At 59.0% G+C, this 16,220-nt stretch carries 15 protein-coding genes; 8 read left to right on the forward strand and 7 right to left on the reverse strand.

Annotated features, from left to right (window positions below; genetic code table 11):
• Nucleotides 1-800 precede the first annotated feature (800 nt).
• From PH552_RS19515 to PH552_RS19545, 7 genes are all read left to right on the forward strand, one after another.
• Nucleotides 801-1,586, forward strand: a complete 786-nt coding sequence (locus PH552_RS19515) for a helix-turn-helix transcriptional regulator (RefSeq protein ID WP_245430475.1) — start codon at nucleotides 801-803, stop codon at nucleotides 1,584-1,586.
• 57 nt (nucleotides 1,587-1,643) lie between these two features.
• Entirely contained in the window at nucleotides 1,644-2,816 is a 1,173-nt protein-coding gene (locus tag PH552_RS19520) for a polysaccharide biosynthesis/export family protein (RefSeq protein WP_112345006.1), read from the forward strand.
• A gap of 126 nt (nucleotides 2,817-2,942) precedes the next feature.
• Nucleotides 2,943-3,806: an FkbM family methyltransferase gene (locus tag PH552_RS19525; protein WP_112345216.1), complete on the forward strand. Its 864-nt coding sequence runs from the start codon at nucleotides 2,943-2,945 to the stop codon at nucleotides 3,804-3,806.
• Between the two features lie 39 nt (nucleotides 3,807-3,845).
• Nucleotides 3,846-5,171 (forward strand): glycosyltransferase family 4 protein, encoded by a 1,326-nt coding sequence (locus PH552_RS19530; RefSeq protein ID WP_245430476.1) that lies wholly within the window; start codon nucleotides 3,846-3,848, stop codon nucleotides 5,169-5,171.
• 18 nt (nucleotides 5,172-5,189) lie between these two features.
• Nucleotides 5,190-6,245 carry a hypothetical protein gene (locus PH552_RS19535; protein ID WP_112345008.1) on the forward strand — a complete coding sequence of 352 codons (1,056 nt, stop codon included), beginning with the start codon at nucleotides 5,190-5,192 and terminating at the stop codon, nucleotides 6,243-6,245.
• A 239-nt stretch (nucleotides 6,246-6,484) separates the two neighbouring features.
• Entirely contained in the window at nucleotides 6,485-7,216 is a 732-nt protein-coding gene (locus tag PH552_RS19540; protein ID WP_112345217.1) for a response regulator, read from the forward strand.
• On the forward strand, nucleotides 7,213-8,478 hold the full coding sequence (locus PH552_RS19545) for an ATP-binding protein (protein WP_112345009.1): 1,266 nt from the start codon (nucleotides 7,213-7,215) through the stop codon (nucleotides 8,476-8,478). The genes PH552_RS19540 and PH552_RS19545 overlap by 4 nt, the downstream gene beginning before the upstream one ends.
• 912 nt (nucleotides 8,479-9,390) lie before the next feature.
• On the opposite strand, the gene PH552_RS19550 is transcribed toward PH552_RS19545, so the two are convergent.
• The 4 genes from PH552_RS19550 to PH552_RS19565 all read right to left on the reverse strand — a co-directional run bounded on the left by PH552_RS19550 (nucleotide 9,391) and on the right by PH552_RS19565 (nucleotide 11,743).
• On the reverse strand, nucleotides 9,391-10,008 hold the full coding sequence (locus tag PH552_RS19550) for a hypothetical protein (RefSeq protein ID WP_112345010.1): 618 nt from the start codon (nucleotides 10,006-10,008) through the stop codon (nucleotides 9,391-9,393).
• 342 nt (nucleotides 10,009-10,350) lie between these two features.
• The gene (locus tag PH552_RS19555) at nucleotides 10,351-10,512 is read right to left on the reverse strand and encodes a hypothetical protein (RefSeq protein WP_169643208.1); all 162 of its coding nucleotides are present in this window, start codon (nucleotides 10,510-10,512) and stop codon (nucleotides 10,351-10,353) included.
• Between the two features lie 82 nt (nucleotides 10,513-10,594).
• Nucleotides 10,595-11,446, reverse strand: coding sequence for a helix-turn-helix domain-containing protein (locus tag PH552_RS19560; protein WP_112345012.1), 852 nt, complete (start codon nucleotides 11,444-11,446; stop codon nucleotides 10,595-10,597).
• A 69-nt stretch (nucleotides 11,447-11,515) separates the two neighbouring features.
• Entirely contained in the window at nucleotides 11,516-11,743 is a 228-nt protein-coding gene (locus PH552_RS19565; RefSeq protein WP_112345013.1) for a DUF1127 domain-containing protein, read from the reverse strand.
• 240 nt (nucleotides 11,744-11,983) lie between these two features.
• Between PH552_RS19565 and PH552_RS19570 the strand changes: the two genes are divergently transcribed.
• Complete coding sequence (locus PH552_RS19570) at nucleotides 11,984-13,126, forward strand: M24 family metallopeptidase (protein ID WP_112345014.1); 1,143 nt, start codon at nucleotides 11,984-11,986, stop codon at nucleotides 13,124-13,126.
• Between the two features lie 181 nt (nucleotides 13,127-13,307).
• Here PH552_RS19570 and PH552_RS19575 read toward each other — a convergent pair whose 3' ends face one another.
• Genes PH552_RS19575 through PH552_RS19585 form a run of 3 tightly spaced genes read right to left on the reverse strand, consistent with a single transcriptional unit; the run spans nucleotide 13,308 to nucleotide 16,140 of the window.
• Entirely contained in the window at nucleotides 13,308-14,366 is a 1,059-nt protein-coding gene (locus PH552_RS19575; RefSeq protein WP_112345015.1) for an ABC transporter ATP-binding protein, read from the reverse strand.
• Between the two features lie 4 nt (nucleotides 14,367-14,370).
• The gene (locus PH552_RS19580; protein WP_112345016.1) at nucleotides 14,371-15,201 is read right to left on the reverse strand and encodes a carbohydrate ABC transporter permease; all 831 of its coding nucleotides are present in this window, start codon (nucleotides 15,199-15,201) and stop codon (nucleotides 14,371-14,373) included.
• A 3-nt stretch (nucleotides 15,202-15,204) separates the two neighbouring features.
• Complete coding sequence (locus PH552_RS19585; protein ID WP_112345218.1) at nucleotides 15,205-16,140, reverse strand: carbohydrate ABC transporter permease; 936 nt, start codon at nucleotides 16,138-16,140, stop codon at nucleotides 15,205-15,207.
• Between the last annotated feature and the right edge of the window lie 80 nt (nucleotides 16,141-16,220).

Consider the following 16,220-nt stretch of genomic DNA (forward strand, 5'->3'; position numbering starts at 1 on the left):
AGCCCGTCAGCCGGCATTGTCTCATCTTCTCGTCAGCCATTGAAACAATGCCGTTACGCCTCGGATCCCGTCGGTTCGCCCGGTCAAAACACCCAATACATTAGGCTAATCGAAATTAAATCGTTTTTGATTGCTTTCGAAATTACGGCGATTCTCGCCACATATTTCTGCAGCGTACGACATATGCCCCCATCACAACCATTACGCGGTGAGTGTGGAGCATAAATCAGTAACTACTTCTGCAACCAGCACCGGTATATCACAGGGATAATGGCTATACGGGTAGAAGCTTTTTTGTCCGATGGCGTCGCGTCCGAAGGCTGAATTTGAGCAAGCGCATGGAGGTGTAGGAATCTGTATAACGCCGTCATTATCTGTACTGTCGCGCTAAAATTCGTCGTGCTAATTTACTTTCAGATAATACAACTTAAGATGAATGATCATACGATTTGGAGTGGTCAAGGGGCAAGACCATGAAGTCCTCGTAACGAACGCTGGAAAAAATCTGGCTCGATAAAATCATGTGGTGGCGATTGCGAATATGCAATCTGAGATATTGAGTAGGATAGCGGATGGCGATGTTGGAAAAAGTTGCCGAACAATGCGTTGGCACTTTTGAAGTGTATTCTCGTGATGCAATTGTTCGCAATCTCGATGTACTTGAACCAAACTGGAAATGGGGTGTTCCGTCGGAAGCCAGTGGAGATTACTCCTTTAAATTCAGCAAGCAGCCCGTTCAATCGACGTCCATCATAAGTGCGGAGCACTCTGCTGGCCTGGAGGCTATCGCGAAGCACGACGTGCCGCGTGTCAGCATCGTATTCGTCCTGGCAGGCGAGTTGGAAATCAATCACAAGCGGATGCATAAATCGCTGCGCATTCCTGCCAATAATGTCGCCAGCATCAGCGACCGCGCCGGCAAGCGGCTGGAGATAAAGCCGCGAAGTTCCTGGCTGCTGTTTCAAATTCCGGAATCGGTTATCCGGCAGCACTTCGAGGAATTGACGGGCAAGCCCTATGTGCAGGAATTCGCCCTGGCACCGGTGAGTTTCCGTCAAGGCGGCGCGCAGGGGCTATACCAGACCCTTCGCCAGGCCGAAAAGGATCTCATGACAGCTCGTCCGGCTGAAAGGGTGATGCTCGCAAAGGCCTACAGCGAGCTTCTTCTCGTCAAGTTGTTTGCCAAGCTTCCGCACAATCTTTCCGATGCCTTCCATCGCGGAACATTGGAAAGCGCGCCGCGCCAGCTTCTGAGGGCGGAGGCTTTCATGCGGGACAACCTGCATAACGCGATCATGCTGGAAGACCTTGCCCAGGCCGCAAGCTGCAGCCCGCGCGCACTGCAACGCATGTTCAAGACCTATCGCGGTGACACACCGATGGGAATCCTGTGCAACTATAGGCTAGCCGCGGCCCACGGCGCGATCAAGGGCGGCCAGGCCGAGAGCATCACCGACCTCGCCATGAGCCTGCAATTTTCCAATCCCGGGCGGTTCTCCGTTCTCTACAAGCACGCCTATGGCTCCAGCCCATCATCGATCCTTCGGTTTACCCGTGAGCGCAGTGACGATGCCGGAACGGCTTAATGTGCTCAGAGCAATGATGCCTCATCAAAACTGCCTCCATGCCGTTCAGGATTGTCGATGCCGGTGAAGTTCGGATTATTGTGTGTTCTCGCCTGCGTTCTTACGGGCTGTGCATTGCCGGAGGCCGGACCCAAGGCCTCCCGCATATTGGAGGAGGCGGCGGCGCGTACCGTTCCACCATTTGCGCTGGTCGACGTGATATCGACGGCAATAGTCCGGAGCGCCGCGCGGCCGGAGGCCAGTCTGGCGGCTTATTTCGGCGAAGGTACGCGTGATCCGGGCCTGAAGATCGCCGTCGGTGATGTCGTTTCGGTCAGCCTTTGGGAGGCCCCGCCTGGAAGCTTGTTCGGAATGGCAGCTAGCACCTCCGGGCAGCAGCAGGCGACGGGCAGTTCCGTTACGATCCCGCCGCAAACCATCAATAGCGATGGAACGATCAGCATTCCCTATGTGGGACGCATCAATGCGGCTGGACGGACGCCTGCCTCCGTCGAGCGCGCCGTAATCTCCGGCCTTGCCGGCAAAGCGGTGCAGCCGCAAGCGCTGGTGACGGTGCAGCAGAGCGCCTCGAACACGGTCACAGTTACGGGCGAGGTTGCAGGCGGCGCACGTGTCGCGCTGTCGCCGGCCGGCGACCGGGTACTCGATGCGATTGCCGCGGCAGGAGGCCTGCGCGCCAGCGTCAACGACAGCGTCGTCTATCTGACGCGGGGACGCCGGACGATGCACATGCCTTTCACCGCGATTGTCCAGAACCCGCGCGAGAACATAAGATTGCGGCCTGAGGATGTGGTCACCGTCATGCGCGAACCGACCACCTATACGATCCTTGGCGCATCGGCGCAGAATGGCGAAGTGCCCTTCAGCGCGCAACACCTGACCATGGCAAACGCGGTGGCACGTGCGGGAGGCCTTCAGGATGCCCGTGCCGATGCTTCGGGCATCTTTCTCTTCCGGTATGAGCCGCTCGACACTGCCCGCCGCATCGTCGCACCGAACAATCCATTGCTGAGACGCGGCGGACCAGTCCCGATCGTCTATCGGTTCAACCTGAAAAACGGCTCGACACTGCTCGCCATGCAGAGCTTCGAGGTTCAGCCGCGCGACATCATCTACATTTCCAATGCTTCCTCGATCGATATTCAGAAATTCATGGGTCTCTTCCAGGGCGTCACGGGAACTGCATTGTCTGCCGCATCGGTCGGCATAGCCGCATCGACGGCAAACTGAGGATATCGCTGGAAAGCCGTGCCCGCAGCGAGAGAGCTGCGGGAATCGAGGAAGTTTCATGATGTTGTCCGGTCTCCAGATTGCATTGCCGGCATGCCGGATCAAGGCCGGATCGAGAGGGATAAGATGAGTTCTTCGCCGCTGCTGCACCTTCACGAGTTGATGGCTTTCGATCGGCATCAGGCCGAGGCTGCTATTTTGCAGCGAGTGAGCAGCGCTTATCTCGGGAACCATACGGCTCTAGTGCGCGTGCTCGGCCGCTATAAGCTCTATATCGATACCCGCGACAGGGGGTTCGGGTCCCATGTCCTCCTGGACGGTTTCTGGGAAATCTGGCTGACCCTGTTCTGCGCGCGCAACGTCAGGCGCGGCATGACCGCGATCGATGTCGGTGCAAACTTCGGCTATTACTCACTTCTGCTGGCCGAGCTCGTCGGAGCCAAGGGCGAACTGATCGCCGTCGAACCCAACCCGCATGCTGCGGATTTCCTGCGCCACAGCGTCGAGCTGAACGGACTGCTCGGACGGACGCGGGTCGAGAGGCTGGCGCTCGGCAGCGCGGCATCAGGCGAGGCATCCCTCTATGTTCCCCATAGCGAACCGAAGAACGCGCTGATCGTTGCAGAGACTTTCCTGCCCCATCCCCAGGATGGGGCCCTCATCAAGGTCCCCGTAACGACGCTCGACCGGTTGAGCGCATCCTGCACGCGCGTCGACTTCATAAAGATCGACGCCGAAGGGGCCGAAGAAGTCATCCTTGAGGGGATGGGCGAGACCATTGCCCGTCACAAGCCGATGCTTGTCGTCGAATTCAATCCCGCCCGCTATGCCGATGCGCGCGGTTTTCTCGAGCGCCTTGCCGGCATCTACGGATCGCTTCGGCGTCTCGACTTCAGTGGCGAAGCTGTCCCTATCGCCTCTACGGACCTGCTCTCGAAATACGGGGCCGACGACTCGCTCCTCGTCCTTTCCCGCGACAAGCCGGCCTGAGGACGGGGAGGGATGCAAGATGGCGAAGGAGAGACGGGAGTGAGCCAGACGATCCTTTACGATGGCCTCAATCTTTCGCTGAAGAAGGGCACCGGTGTGGCGACCTACACCAGGAGCTTGATGTCGACGGCGCGTGCGTTGGGCTATCAGACCGGAGTCGTCCACGGAATGCCCGGAAACGTTCCGAAGGATCCGATATTGCGCGAGGTGCTGCTATTTGACGATACCAGCGCCCGCGTACCGGGCGCGCTTTCCACTGCAAAGCGGTGGCTGCGCCGGCGCGTTGCCGCACCATTCGGCATCAAGCCCGTTCCGATTCCGCTGAGCGGAACCGTCATTCTGAAGTCGCTTCAAGCGCAGCTCGGCGATTCCGCCATGGTTTACGCCTCCAATGACCTGTTCCAGCTCGCGAGGTATCATTTCAAGCGCTACGGCAACAATCTTGCCATGAAGTTCGAGACGCAGCCGGATCTTCTGCATTGCACCTATCCCATGCCGATTGCTGCAAAGAAGGCATTGAACATCTATACGATCCACGATCTGGTTCCGTTGCGGCTGCCATATCTCACCGAGGACGACAAGCGCTATCACTACAAGATGCTTCGGTCCCTCGTGCGGCGGGCCGATCACATCGTGACCGTGTCCGAGACGTCTCGCGCCGATATCATCAAGGTTCTCGGCGCCGACGAGGCGCGGGTCAGCAATACCTATCAGGCGGTTCACGTGCCGGAACAGCTTCGCGCGAAGCCGGCCGATGTGGTTGCCAACGAGATAGCCGGCATCTTCCATCTCGACTGGAAGGAATATTTCCTCTTCTTCGGTGCCTTCGAACCGAAAAAGAACATCTCGCGGCTGGTCGAAGCCTATCTTGCCGCAAAGACGAACAAGCCGCTCATCATCGTCGGCGCTCCGGGATGGAAGGGCGCGGAAACGCAGCAGCTCATCGATGATGATCGGTTCCGCTTCTATCTTCGTGCCGAAGACCGCATTCTGCCGCAGCGGCAGATCCAGCGCTTCGACTTCGTCTCCTATCCCTTGCTGATAAGCCTGATCAGAGGCGCGCGCGCCGTGCTGTTTCCTTCGCTCTACGAAGGTTTTGGCCTGCCGGTGCTCGAATCCATGCAGCTCGGAACGCCGGTTCTCAGCTCCACGGAAGGATCCATCCCGGAAATTGCCGGGAATGCCGCGCTTCTGGTCGATCCGTACAATACCGAAGAAATGCGCAAGGCGATCGTCAGCCTGGATCAGGACGATGCGCTATGCGCCTCGTTTGCCAAGGCCGGCCCGAGGCAGGCGGCACGCTTCTCGCCGGATCGGTATCAGCAGAAGGTGAGCGCGCTCTATGACACGCTTTTCAATGGATGATCACGGGAGCGCGTGGATATGACCATCCTCTTCGCCTTCGGTATGCCGGGTGTCATGTCCTCCTGGGGCGTGGCCGCCGTCCACGCGCTCGCACGCGAAGCCTTCGGCGACTACGCAATCATCGCAACCGACACGATCGAGGATCTCAAGCGACACGTCCAGAGCCGATCCGGGATGCATGCCGTGCTCGTCTCGCAATTTCCGGAAGCCAGGCTGTCGGAACTGATCCTCAGGGTCAACGTGCCCTTTCTGCTGTTCCTCGAAGATCCCATCGACGCGGTCTCCTATCTCGCACGCGCCACCGAACAACGGGATATCGGCCTGGTCAGGGCCGTGTCGGCTAGCCTTGCCTGTCTGGAGCCGCTTGCGAACGCCTCCGCAGCACTAGTCCTGCGCCGCAACGACGTCAGTCAAAAGGGCAGCATCGATCGGCTACTCAGGGAAATCGATGACCATTTCAGCACCGATCTGACTTTGGAGCAAATTGCAAAGGCGCTGCGGCATGTCGGCATGGCGCCGTCGGGCCAATTGTCGCTCGCCGAAGCGCCGGAGCTGGAGGAGGCCGCGGCGGCGGTCATCGCGGGATATCTGACGCCGCAGGAAGAGGTGCCCGAGCTCAGCGAGTCCCTGCGTGAAACAGCAAGAAAAGTTCTTCACCCGTTGCAGTTCGATGCGGCGAGGGGGGAGGGCAGCACCATCTTCTGGCCGCAGGAGACGTTTTTTTCGGGCGACAGATTGGAGCAGGGTCTGGACGAGCTCGTGGACCTGACCGGAGGAGCCCGGTGTCTGATCTATGGCCCTTATCTGCACCTGCCGATCGGCCACTGGAATGCCAAACTCAATTTCGATGTGGACGAGGACTGTTACGGGCAGATCTTCACAATAGAAATTCATGCCACCGAATTGCTGGGGAAGCTGCGGGTCTGTCCGCAAGGCACGGGTTCATTCGAAGCGGCAGTGCCGGTCGATGTCGTCGATCCGCGTGCTCCAATCGAAATTCGCCTGATGATGGATAGCGGCGCCATCGAGGGACGACTTTCCGCCTGGAGCGTCGAGTGGCAGCGAGCCGCCTGATCCGAGCGCCGTGCTGGCTTCGCACACAATGAGCCAAGATATGCTTCCGGCCGGCGACGGTATCTTGATTGCCGTCTTATTCTGCTGTGCCGAACAATATTCTATTGCTGAATATTTCCAGCTCCAGGAATTTTGTAAACCAACGTTTCCTGCGCCGAAATTCCGTATTGGTGCCGTAAAACCCTTCTTTTCAGCGAATTGATAGTTTGTATAAGGGTTGAGAAAACGGAATGAAGCCCATGAACGCCAGCGCACCGCCGGATATTCTGATCGTGGATGATGACCATGAGATACGTTCGCTCCTGAGCCGATATCTCGAGGAACAGGGATTCCGCGTCTCGACGGCAAGCGACCTTCGCGGATGCAACGACGCGCTGAACCGCCGCCAGCCCGACCTGATCGTGCTGGATGTGATGCTTCCCGATGGATCCGGTCTCGATCTCTGCCGTGATCTGCGAAACCGCCGCCCAAGGATTCCCGTCATATTGCTGACCGCCTTGAAGGAGGACATAGATCGCATCCTCGGTCTTGAGATCGGTGCCGATGATTATCTCGGCAAACCGTTCAATCCGCGCGAACTGGCTGCGCGCATTCGTGCCGTGCTGCGTCGTACGAACGAGGACCCTTCGGCAGAGCCCGAGCAAAGGCGCTATCAGTTCGCGGATATGACGCTCGATCCGCAACTTCGTCGGGTGAGCCGGAATAATGGCGAGGTCATTGCGCTAACGGGTGCCGAATTCGATCTTCTCAAGGCGTTTCTCGAGCGCGCCGGCCGGCTGCTGTCGCGTGATCAGCTGCTCGACTTGACGCAGGGGCGTGATCGCGACCCTGCCGACCGCTCGATCGATGTCCTGATGAGCCGGTTGCGCCGCAAGCTGGGAGAAACGACGGAAGATCCCATTTTCAGAACGATCCGCAACGGCGGCTATCAACTCGTTGTCCCGGTAACGGCTATCAAAGGCGATTCATGAGGTCACTTGGTGCGCGCCTGGCGCTACTCCTGCTGACAGCCATCGTCCTGGTCGTCATTTCCTCCTCCTTCGTGGCAAGCCTCGTCATGCGGGGGCCACGACCGGACATGACGATCGATCGGACGGCCCGGCAGCTCGCCATTCTCGCGACCTTCGCGGAGAAGGATCGAGCCTTGGCGGAATCGGCAGGATTGATCATCGCTCCCATGCCGCCCAGCGGCCCGCCCGACGAAGAACTCTCCCGCTTTCTCATGGAGGCGCTGCTTCGCATTTCCGGCATGCGCGACGCAATCATATCGCACCAGTCGACAGGCGAGTTGATCGCGTCGCTGAAGCTCTCCGACGGCAAATGGCTGGTCATGCCGATGACGCCGCACGGCCCGCCTCCGGATGGCTGGAAAATCCTTGTCGGTTGGCTTGGCCTTATCATCATCGGCAGCGTACTCGTTTCCATCTTCGCCGCTTCGAAGATCATGAAACCGCTGCGCCTGCTGGAGCAGGCGGTGGCGGCAGTCAATCCGGACGGCACGCTGCCGCACATACCGGAAAGCGGCCCGGGTGAAATTCGCGCCACCGCACAAGCGCTCAACGGCCTTTCGGCCAGGGTGAAGGCGGCCACGGAAAGCCGGATGCGGCTCGTTGCCGCTGCCGGCCATGATCTGCGAACCCCGATGACCCGCATGCGACTGCGCGCCGAATTCATCCAGGATGACGAGGAACGGCGCAAATGGTTTGCCGATCTGGAGGAACTCGACAGGATCGCAGACAGCGCCATCGGCCTCGTTCGCGAAGAGATTTCCAAGGACAGCTTGGAGCGGGTCCGGCTCGACAGGATTGTCGACGGTATCGTCACGGAACTGAGGGCGATCGATATGAACGTCGCGAGCGGCGATCTGGAGCAGGCGACGATCTGCGCGGGGCCGCTGGCCGTTACCCGCGCCTTGCGCAACCTGCTCATCAACGCCGCAACGCATGGCCAGTCAGCGACGGTAACGGTCACGCACCTTGGCAACCGGGCCGTCGTGAGGATTATCGATACGGGTCCCGGCATCCCCGAGGATCGACTGGATCAGGTGTTCGAGCCCTTTTTCCGAATCGACATCGCAAGGCAGAGATCCTTCCCCGGCGCCGGCCTCGGCATGGCCATTGCGCGTGAAATCGTCACACGATTCGAGGGCGAAATCACCGTTCGAAACCGCCAGCCGCGGGGGCTGGAGCAAGTCGTATCGTTCAAGAGTGCCGAGGCCAAGGCCGCGAGCTGATCAAGCGGAACAGGCCGAACAAATCAGCAGCATGCAAATTCGGCCACGCTCCAAGGTCGTACGCGAAGTTTTCCTTAAACAGGATTTACTTACGTAGAATTTTCGAAATTCTACGAACAATAGTATTTGCAGTAAGATCATAGAACTTACTAAATAACGTTTTTTCTAATAGAAAAGCCGAGACACTAAAATTCGTCAAAATGCCCTGATTCAGCAACATTCGGAAATGTTTCGAGCTTCAACCTATGTAAAATTATAGCCGATCAGCAGCTTGGCTCGAGCAGGCTTTGATCGCCCCGCATACCCGGCTTCGCCATGACGCCCCCAACACGAATGGCGAAGCCGGATTGCTTTCCGGCAATGCTGCCGTGATTTTTATCTCGAATAATCAGTCACTTTGATGGTGTTGCTACAGCGGGCGGGCAGCGAACGTTGCCCAAGCGGGCAGGTCGCTGAAGATAAGACTCATCGCGCAAAAACAGGTGGCGGCGAGATAATCGGACCGCAGAATGGACCAAAGTAAAATTAAATCTGAAATAATTGAACACAGCGCCGAGCAGGCAATTCCGCACGGCTTCAAGGAGGAATTGCTGTAGGCTGTCCTGGCGTCCTACACCAACTGCCATACACACGCCGGCGGCGACTTTCAGCCGGCTGCTATGGACGATCGTCGGCGTCGGGCCGGGCGTCCATCCGATGGAGGATTTCTTCGCCCGATCGCCGATATTGGCGATGCTGCACGCGAAGGTCCGGGAGCACCGGGCGGGGCGCTCCCGGACCATTCAGCCCCGGAGGGGCCGCTCCTTCCAACCGACAACGCGTCCGGGGGGATCTCGATCGATTGGAAGTGGAGAGGACATGGTCTGAATTTGCTAGGCAGCGGCCTTTTCCCTGACCGAACCTCTGTTGCGATCAGTGGAATGCATGAGGACCGGGAACGAGCGATCGTTCGGCATCCGCAAGCTTCGCAAGCTGATCTGCTGTCAGAACGTTGCGAAGGGCGGCAGCCTTGTCCTTGAGGACCGTGGCCTTGGCGGCACGATTAAGAAAGCGCTCGGCGATCCGCTCGCCAAGAAGCCCTTTCGACCGGTCCGCATCGTGATCGGGCTGCTGCACGGTGTCACCATTCGCGGGCGGCAGCCCGGAGGGGTGTTGCTTAGGAAAGGCCAGAAAATCCATAAGCGCGTTGGTGTAATCCCGCCAGGCATCAAGCTGAGCGCTGCGAATGCCGATCGAGGTTTCCATCGCCGACAACCTGCCTGCCAGTTCCAGGGCGGGATCCGGCGGATAAGGGAAGCCACGCGGCGGCATGGGCATGTCGCCGCCGAAAGCCATCATCGGGCCTTGGGGATGCGGACCGGGGAAGCCCCAGCCCTCCGGCAACAGGGGAGGCGGGGGTGGCGATGCCATTTGGGCGATGGGTGGGGTCTGAGCGTCTGGCGTGGCGGCCGGCTCGCCGGCGAGTGCCGAAGCGGCAATGCCGCCGATAGCCGTTATCAACAAAGTTGCGACGATATATCGTTGCCTCATGATCAGTGCCTTCATTGCGATTGACGGATGCTGAGGCTAGCGGGGCCATATGAACGCAATAGGTCCCGACATTTCCGAATATTTCTTCTCGGAGGAAAGTTGCGAACGAAGTTTGCCAAGGGCGGCGGCGGCAACAATTCATTACAACTTTTCTTGACGCAACAGGCGCAAAGCGAACATCGCAACCGCATCAAGGCCGGATGCAGTAGCGAAACAGCTGCAGTTCGTAAGGTAGGGATCTCGGTGCAGCGAGGCCGTCACACATGAAAAGAGCCGCACCCTTGGATACGGCTCTTTTGAGACTTGATCGACGTGCCGCTCCGGGCCGGCGGGGCAGCTTTGCTATTCCTTGCCACTTGCAGCCGCTGACGTCGATTGCCCGGCTTCCTTCAAGGCAGCCGCACATTCCTCGCAGCATACCTCCACCGATTTGCCGCCAAGGTTGACCTTGATCGTGTCTGCGCCAAGTTCGCAGTCACAGGCGGCGCATGTTGTTTTCCTCATGTCGTGATCCTTTCCCGATTTCTCCCCTTGCCGGGGCAGGATCATGAAAGCATCGATTGCCGGATAGGTGCTGTCAAAATCTTTAGCGAACCGCGTAGCGCTTCGGCTTCAATTGCGCCGAGCGCTGAAATTCCGCCGGCGTCTGCCCGTAGGTCTGCTTGAAGGCTGCGCTGAAATGGCTGTGGCTGGAAAAGCCGAGATCGAGCCCGAGCATGGTCAGATCGTCGTAAGAGCCCAGAAGATCGAGCGCTCGCGCCAGCCGCAACCGCAACTGATAGCGATAGAGCGGCATGGCTTCGACCTGCTGGAAAACCTGGGTGAGGTACACCGGCGAGACGCCGACCTCCTTGGCAATCTCGGCAAGCGTCCACCGCCGGGCGAGATCGGAGGTCAGCACGAGCTTCGCCCGGTCGACGAGTTTCTGCCGGCCGAAGCTTGCGCCCGCCTCATGCGAGGTGCGCTCGCCAAGCGAACGGCGCACCAGCGTCAACGCCAGCGTTTCGCCCTCCAGACTTTCGGCAATATTGCGGCTGAGCCCGTGACGAAGCATCGCCACAAGCGCTTGCGCTCGCGGATCGATACGACGGCGCTGGCGGCGGAAAACGACGCCTTCGCCGGATTGTATCTGTTCCTTTGGCGCGAGTTCGTGAAGCAGGGCCTCATCGATCATGAGATCGAGACAGGAATCGCCACCCTCGATGGGGTGGCTGATCCTGTAGTCCTGGCCACGATTGAAGAAGACAACCTGATTGGCTTCCGAAACGGCCTCGCTTTGGCCGACGTGACGCTTGAAGACCCCGCGATAGGTATAGACGAGGCTTGTCTTATGGGCGCATTCTTCATCGCTCTTGTGCCGACATTCACCATTGCAGACGACATCGCGGATGAGGACGCTTTTCGTCTTCAGCAGTACGGTTGTCGAAAATTGTAGCATGCCGAAATCCTCATCCCACCGCTTCAGCAGGTTGCATGGCCTGAGCCTAGCACGTTCCGCTTCATATTTTTAGTAGCGGCTGTAAATATGAACATCGCTTCCGGCTTGCCCGCGAGAAAGCCCTATGTCCTTCAGCTGGTCGTCGGAAAGCTCAAGCAGCGCATTGCGATTTCTTCTCTCGGCGATTTTGCGCGCGACGAAGCGCATTATATCGATGAAGATCGAGAGAGGCATACGCTGGGCCTTGCGGACGGCACGGCTGCGCTCGGAAAAAATTGTGATGTTTGCGACTTGCATGGCGATACTCCACCGCTTGTTTCGATGAAGACAGTGAACCATTGGGAGGGATTCCGCGCTGTCAGATAATTTAGCGATCGACAGGGCAGCCGAGGGCGACGAACCCCATGTGGGCGATGGCGACAAACAATCGTGGATAGTGGCGGCAACGCCAGTATTTTCATTGTCGACATCTTGCCCACAGCGACGATAGTGTCGAGGCCAACCAGCGTAAGGCCAAGTCTACCAGGGAGAGTGAAAATGTCGTGGCAACATCCCGTATCCCGGATCACTGACGAGGAACGGCAGCAGCGCCTATCGCGGCTTCGTCAGCTTCTCGATACGCACGGACTGGCCGGTATGCTGCTCGGGCCGACGGAAAGCCTGCGATATTTCACCGGGCTCGTCTGGCATGCGAGCGAGCGGTTTCTGGGCGCACTCGTCACGCCGACCGCGCTCTATTACATCGTTCCCGACTTCGAGCGCAGCCGCGTGGAGACGTTGCCGCATCTGCCCGCCGAAATCCTCGAATGGCAGGAGGAGGAGAGCAGTGCGGCATTGATCGCTCGCACGCTTGGACATTCAGGCGTTTTGACGCTCGACGACAATATGCCGCTCTATTTCTACAACGCGTTGGCGACCGAGCTTGGAACTGAAAGACTGGCCAATGGCGGACCGCTCATCAACGGGCTGCGCCGGATCAAATCTCCCGCGGAAATCGCGCTCATCCAATGTGCGATGAACTTGACGCTTGACGTGCACAGGCAGGCTCATGCCGTGCTCAAGCCCGGCATCCGCGCCTCGGACCTGATCGAATTCATCGACCGGCGGCATCGCGAGGCCGGCGCCCATGGTGGCTCGACCTTCTGCATCGTGTCCTTCGGTGAGGCCACGTCGCTGCCACACGGTGCGGACGGCGATCAGACGCTCGGTGAAGATGATGTCATCCTGGTAGACACAGGCGCACGCATCGACGGCTATCATTCCGACCTGACACGAACATACAAGCTGAAGGCCGGCGATAGCGCCTTCGAAGATGCCTGGGCGATCGAGCGCGAGGCACAGCAAGCGGTTTTCGATGCGGCAAAATTGGGTGCTGCCTGTTCCAGCCTGGATGATGCGGCACGGGCTGTGCTGGCAAAATACGCACTCGGCCCCCACTATAAGCTGCCGGGCCTGCCGCACCGCGCAGGCCATGGCCTCGGACTGGACATCCATGAGGAACCTTACATCGTGCGCGGCAATGCGACGGCGCTTGCGCCCGGCATGTGCTTTTCGAACGAGCCGATGATCGTCTTTCCGCAGAAATTCGGCATTCGGCTGGAGGATCATATCTATATGACGGCGGATGGCCCGCGCTGGTTTACCCAGCCGTCCAAGGGGCCGACCGAGCCTTTCGCCTGATGGCAGAGGCCAGCCCGGCGCTCGAGCGCCGGGCAATGCCCCGATATCGGCTTTCTGCATTCGCCGGCACTCTCAGCCCTGGAACGGAATGGTTGGCCCGGGCTGCTTTGCCCGCTCGTTGGTATAGGAAACGCCGTGGAGGCTGCGAAGCCGCCGCGATAACACGGTCAAAGCGACAGACCTATGCCGCCCTTGTTCCGTCCTCACGGAAGACATGCAGATGCTGCGCCGGAAAGACGACATTCACGAGGGGGCCGGCGCTCAATGCGCCACGATCGAGGGTGAATACCTTGAACGGCAGGCCATGCAGCGAAAGATGCAGGATGATGCCGAAGCCCGTGGGTTCGACGAGTTCGACATTGGCGGACATGCCGGACTGATCTGACGATAGCGCGACATGCTCGGGCCGTATGCCGAGCGTCACCTTCGCGCCATCAGCCATTTTCAACGGCTCCGAAAGCGGGATGACTGTTCCGTCCTTGAGCTTGACACCATTTCCCTCGTAGATTGCATCGAGAAAATTCATGCCGGGCGAGCCAATGAAGCCGGCGACGAAGAGGTTGGCGGGACGGTCGTAAAGTTCAAGCGGGCTGCCGACCTGCTGAACCACGCCGCCATGCATCGCAACGATGCGGTCCGCCAGTGTCATCGCTTCGATCTGGTCGTGCGTCACATAGATCGACGTCGCTTTAAGATCGCCGTGCAACTTCTTGATTTCGGCTCGCATCTGTTCACGAAGGCGAGCATCGAGATTCGATAGCGGCTCGTCGAAGAGGAAGGCTTTCGGCTGGCGCACGATGGCGCGACCCATGGCGACGCGCTGGCGCTGGCCACCCGAGAGCGCCTTCGGCCGGCGCTCCAGCAGCGGGTCGAGACCGAGCTTGGATGCCGCACTGGCGACTGCCTTGGAAATGCTGTCCTTCGCCATCTTCCGCAGCCGCAGGCTGTAGCTCATATTGCCGGCGACATTCATGTGCGGATAGAGCGCATAGGATTGGAAGACCATGGCAATATCGCGATCTTTCGGATGAAGTTCGTTGACGCGATTGTCGGCAATGCGGATTTCGCCGCCACTGATATCCTCGAGGCCGGCGATCATGCGAAGCAGGGTGGATTTGCCGCATCCCGAGGGGCCGACAAGAACGACAAACTCGCCATCCTTGATCCGAAGGTCGATGTCGTGCAGCACCTGCACATGGCCGTAGGCTTTCTTGACGTTCTGAATATCGATCGATGCCATATGACTAACCCTTGACCGCGCCGGCCGTCAGGCCCTGCACGAGATAGCGTTGGATGAGCAGGAAGAAGAGCGCGGCCGGAATGAGCGCCATGACGCCCGCTGCCATCATCTGCCCGAAATCCACCGAGAATTTCGAGACGAAGGTGAGAAGGCCGACCGGGAAGGTCGCTGCCTGATTGCCGTTGATGAGCATCAGCGCGAAAAGCAGCTCACTCCATGCCGCCGTGAAGACAAAGCCGAGCGTTGCCGCAATGCCGGGAAGCGTCAAAGGCAGGATGATCTGCCGGAAGGCGGTGAACTGCGTCGCACCGTCGATCATGGCTGCTTCTTCCAGATCCTTCGGAATGCCGTCGAAGAAGGACTGCATCAGGAAGGTGGCGAAAGGCACGTTGAAGGCCGTGTAGACGATGACGAGGCCGGTCAGGCTGTTGGTCAGATGCAGCGGCGTCAGAATCTTGAAGATCGGCGCGACGAGCATGACCAGCGGAAACATCTGCGTCAGCAGCATCAGCGCCACGATCCAGTATTTGGCACGGAATTTGAAGCGCGAGAGCGCATAGCCGGAGAGCGACGCGCAAATGGTGACCGCAACCGCCGTCGAGGCGGAGACGATCAGACTGTTCTTGAAGAAGGTCGGAAAGTCGCTGTGCTGCAGCACGAAGGCATAGTGTTCCCAGGTCGTGCGCGACGGCCACATGCGAACGCCTTCGGTATAAAGCAGATCGTTCGGCGTCACCGACACTTTCAGCAACCAGAAGAGTGGGAAGAGCGCGAAGGCGACGTAGCAAAGAATGGCCAGACGATGGGCGATGGTGGGAAGGACGGATCGTCTCATGGCTCAATCCTTGTTCAGCAGTGTCTGCCGCAGCAGGATGATCAGCATGGAATAGGCAAGCAGGAGTATGAGCAACACCAGCGCGATGGCCGAGGCATAGCCGAAATCCAGCCGCTTGAAGGCTTGTGTGAAGATGTAGCTGGCGACGATCTGCGTGCGGTCCGCCGGGCCGCCGCCCGTCATGACGACGATCAGATCGGCGAAATTGGAGATCCAGACCGTTCGCAGGAGGACCGTGATGGCGATGGTCGGCGCCAGGAAAGGAAGCGTGATCGAGCGAAAGCGCTCGAACCAACCAGCGCCATCGATCGAAGCCGCCTCATAAAGATCGCGCGGGATCGCCTGGAGAGCAGCCAGAAGGGTGATGGCAAAGAAGGGAATGCCCCACCAGACATTGGCGATGATCGGCCCCCACATCGCATAGTTCGGATCGGACAGGATATTGCCCGGCTCACTCATCAGACCCATGGCATAGAGCCAATGGGGGATGGGGCCGATGACCGGATTGAACAGCCAGGACCAGTTGAGGCCGGCGAGGAAAGAGGGAACGGCCCAGGGCAGGAATACCAGCGCCTGAACGATCGATCTGCCGAAAAACGGCTTGTCCAACAGAAGTGCCAGGATCAGCCCGAAGATGAACTGCAACACCACGGAGGCGCCGGTCCACCAAAGTGTATTCTTCAGTGCCCAGTAGAAGGCCTTATCCTTGGAGAGATCGCGAAAGTGTTCCAGGCCGATGAAGCCGCCGGAAAACGGATTGAGCAGCTGAATATCGCGAAAAGCGTAGGATATGCCGATTGCCAGCGGCACCAGCATCACGGCGATGATGAGGATGAGGGCAGGGGCACTGTAGAGATAAGGTTCCGAGGCGTCGGCGAGGCGCTTCAGCCACGGCCTGCGGTCGTGACGCCTGTCGAGCGTGTCGGTGATCGAAGTCATCTGCAAGAGTTCCCATTCGCGGCGTTCGAACGCCGTCTGTTTCAATTGGGCAGAGATGGCGGCGGATCGCTCCGCCGCCG

The sequence above is a fragment of the Rhizobium aureum genome, assembly GCF_030182495.1.
Lineage (GTDB): Bacteria > Pseudomonadota > Alphaproteobacteria > Rhizobiales > Rhizobiaceae > Rhizobium > Rhizobium tropici_C.

What these genes read in the sequence shown, in the direction of transcription:
- PH552_RS19585 (WP_112345218.1), bottom strand. Translation starts at nt 16,140, where the DNA reads ATGACTTCGATCACCGACACGCTCGACAGGCGTCACGACCGCAGGCCG.
- PH552_RS19570 (WP_112345014.1), top strand. Translation starts at nt 11,984, where the DNA reads ATGTCGTGGCAACATCCCGTATCCCGGATCACTGACGAGGAACGGCAG.
- PH552_RS19545 (WP_112345009.1), top strand. Translation starts at nt 7,213, where the DNA reads ATGAGGTCACTTGGTGCGCGCCTGGCGCTACTCCTGCTGACAGCCATC.
- PH552_RS19540 (WP_112345217.1), top strand. Translation starts at nt 6,485, where the DNA reads ATGAACGCCAGCGCACCGCCGGATATTCTGATCGTGGATGATGACCAT.
- PH552_RS19535 (WP_112345008.1), top strand. Translation starts at nt 5,190, where the DNA reads ATGACCATCCTCTTCGCCTTCGGTATGCCGGGTGTCATGTCCTCCTGG.
- PH552_RS19525 (WP_112345216.1), top strand. Translation starts at nt 2,943, where the DNA reads ATGAGTTCTTCGCCGCTGCTGCACCTTCACGAGTTGATGGCTTTCGAT.
- PH552_RS19555 (WP_169643208.1), bottom strand. Translation starts at nt 10,512, where the DNA reads ATGAGGAAAACAACATGCGCCGCCTGTGACTGCGAACTTGGCGCAGAC.
- PH552_RS19560 (WP_112345012.1), bottom strand. Translation starts at nt 11,446, where the DNA reads ATGCTACAATTTTCGACAACCGTACTGCTGAAGACGAAAAGCGTCCTC.
- PH552_RS19565 (WP_112345013.1), bottom strand. Translation starts at nt 11,743, where the DNA reads ATGCAAGTCGCAAACATCACAATTTTTTCCGAGCGCAGCCGTGCCGTC.
- PH552_RS19575 (WP_112345015.1), bottom strand. Translation starts at nt 14,366, where the DNA reads ATGGCATCGATCGATATTCAGAACGTCAAGAAAGCCTACGGCCATGTG.
- PH552_RS19550 (WP_112345010.1), bottom strand. Translation starts at nt 10,008, where the DNA reads ATGAGGCAACGATATATCGTCGCAACTTTGTTGATAACGGCTATCGGC.
- PH552_RS19580 (WP_112345016.1), bottom strand. Translation starts at nt 15,201, where the DNA reads ATGAGACGATCCGTCCTTCCCACCATCGCCCATCGTCTGGCCATTCTT.
- PH552_RS19520 (WP_112345006.1), top strand. Translation starts at nt 1,644, where the DNA reads ATGCCGGTGAAGTTCGGATTATTGTGTGTTCTCGCCTGCGTTCTTACG.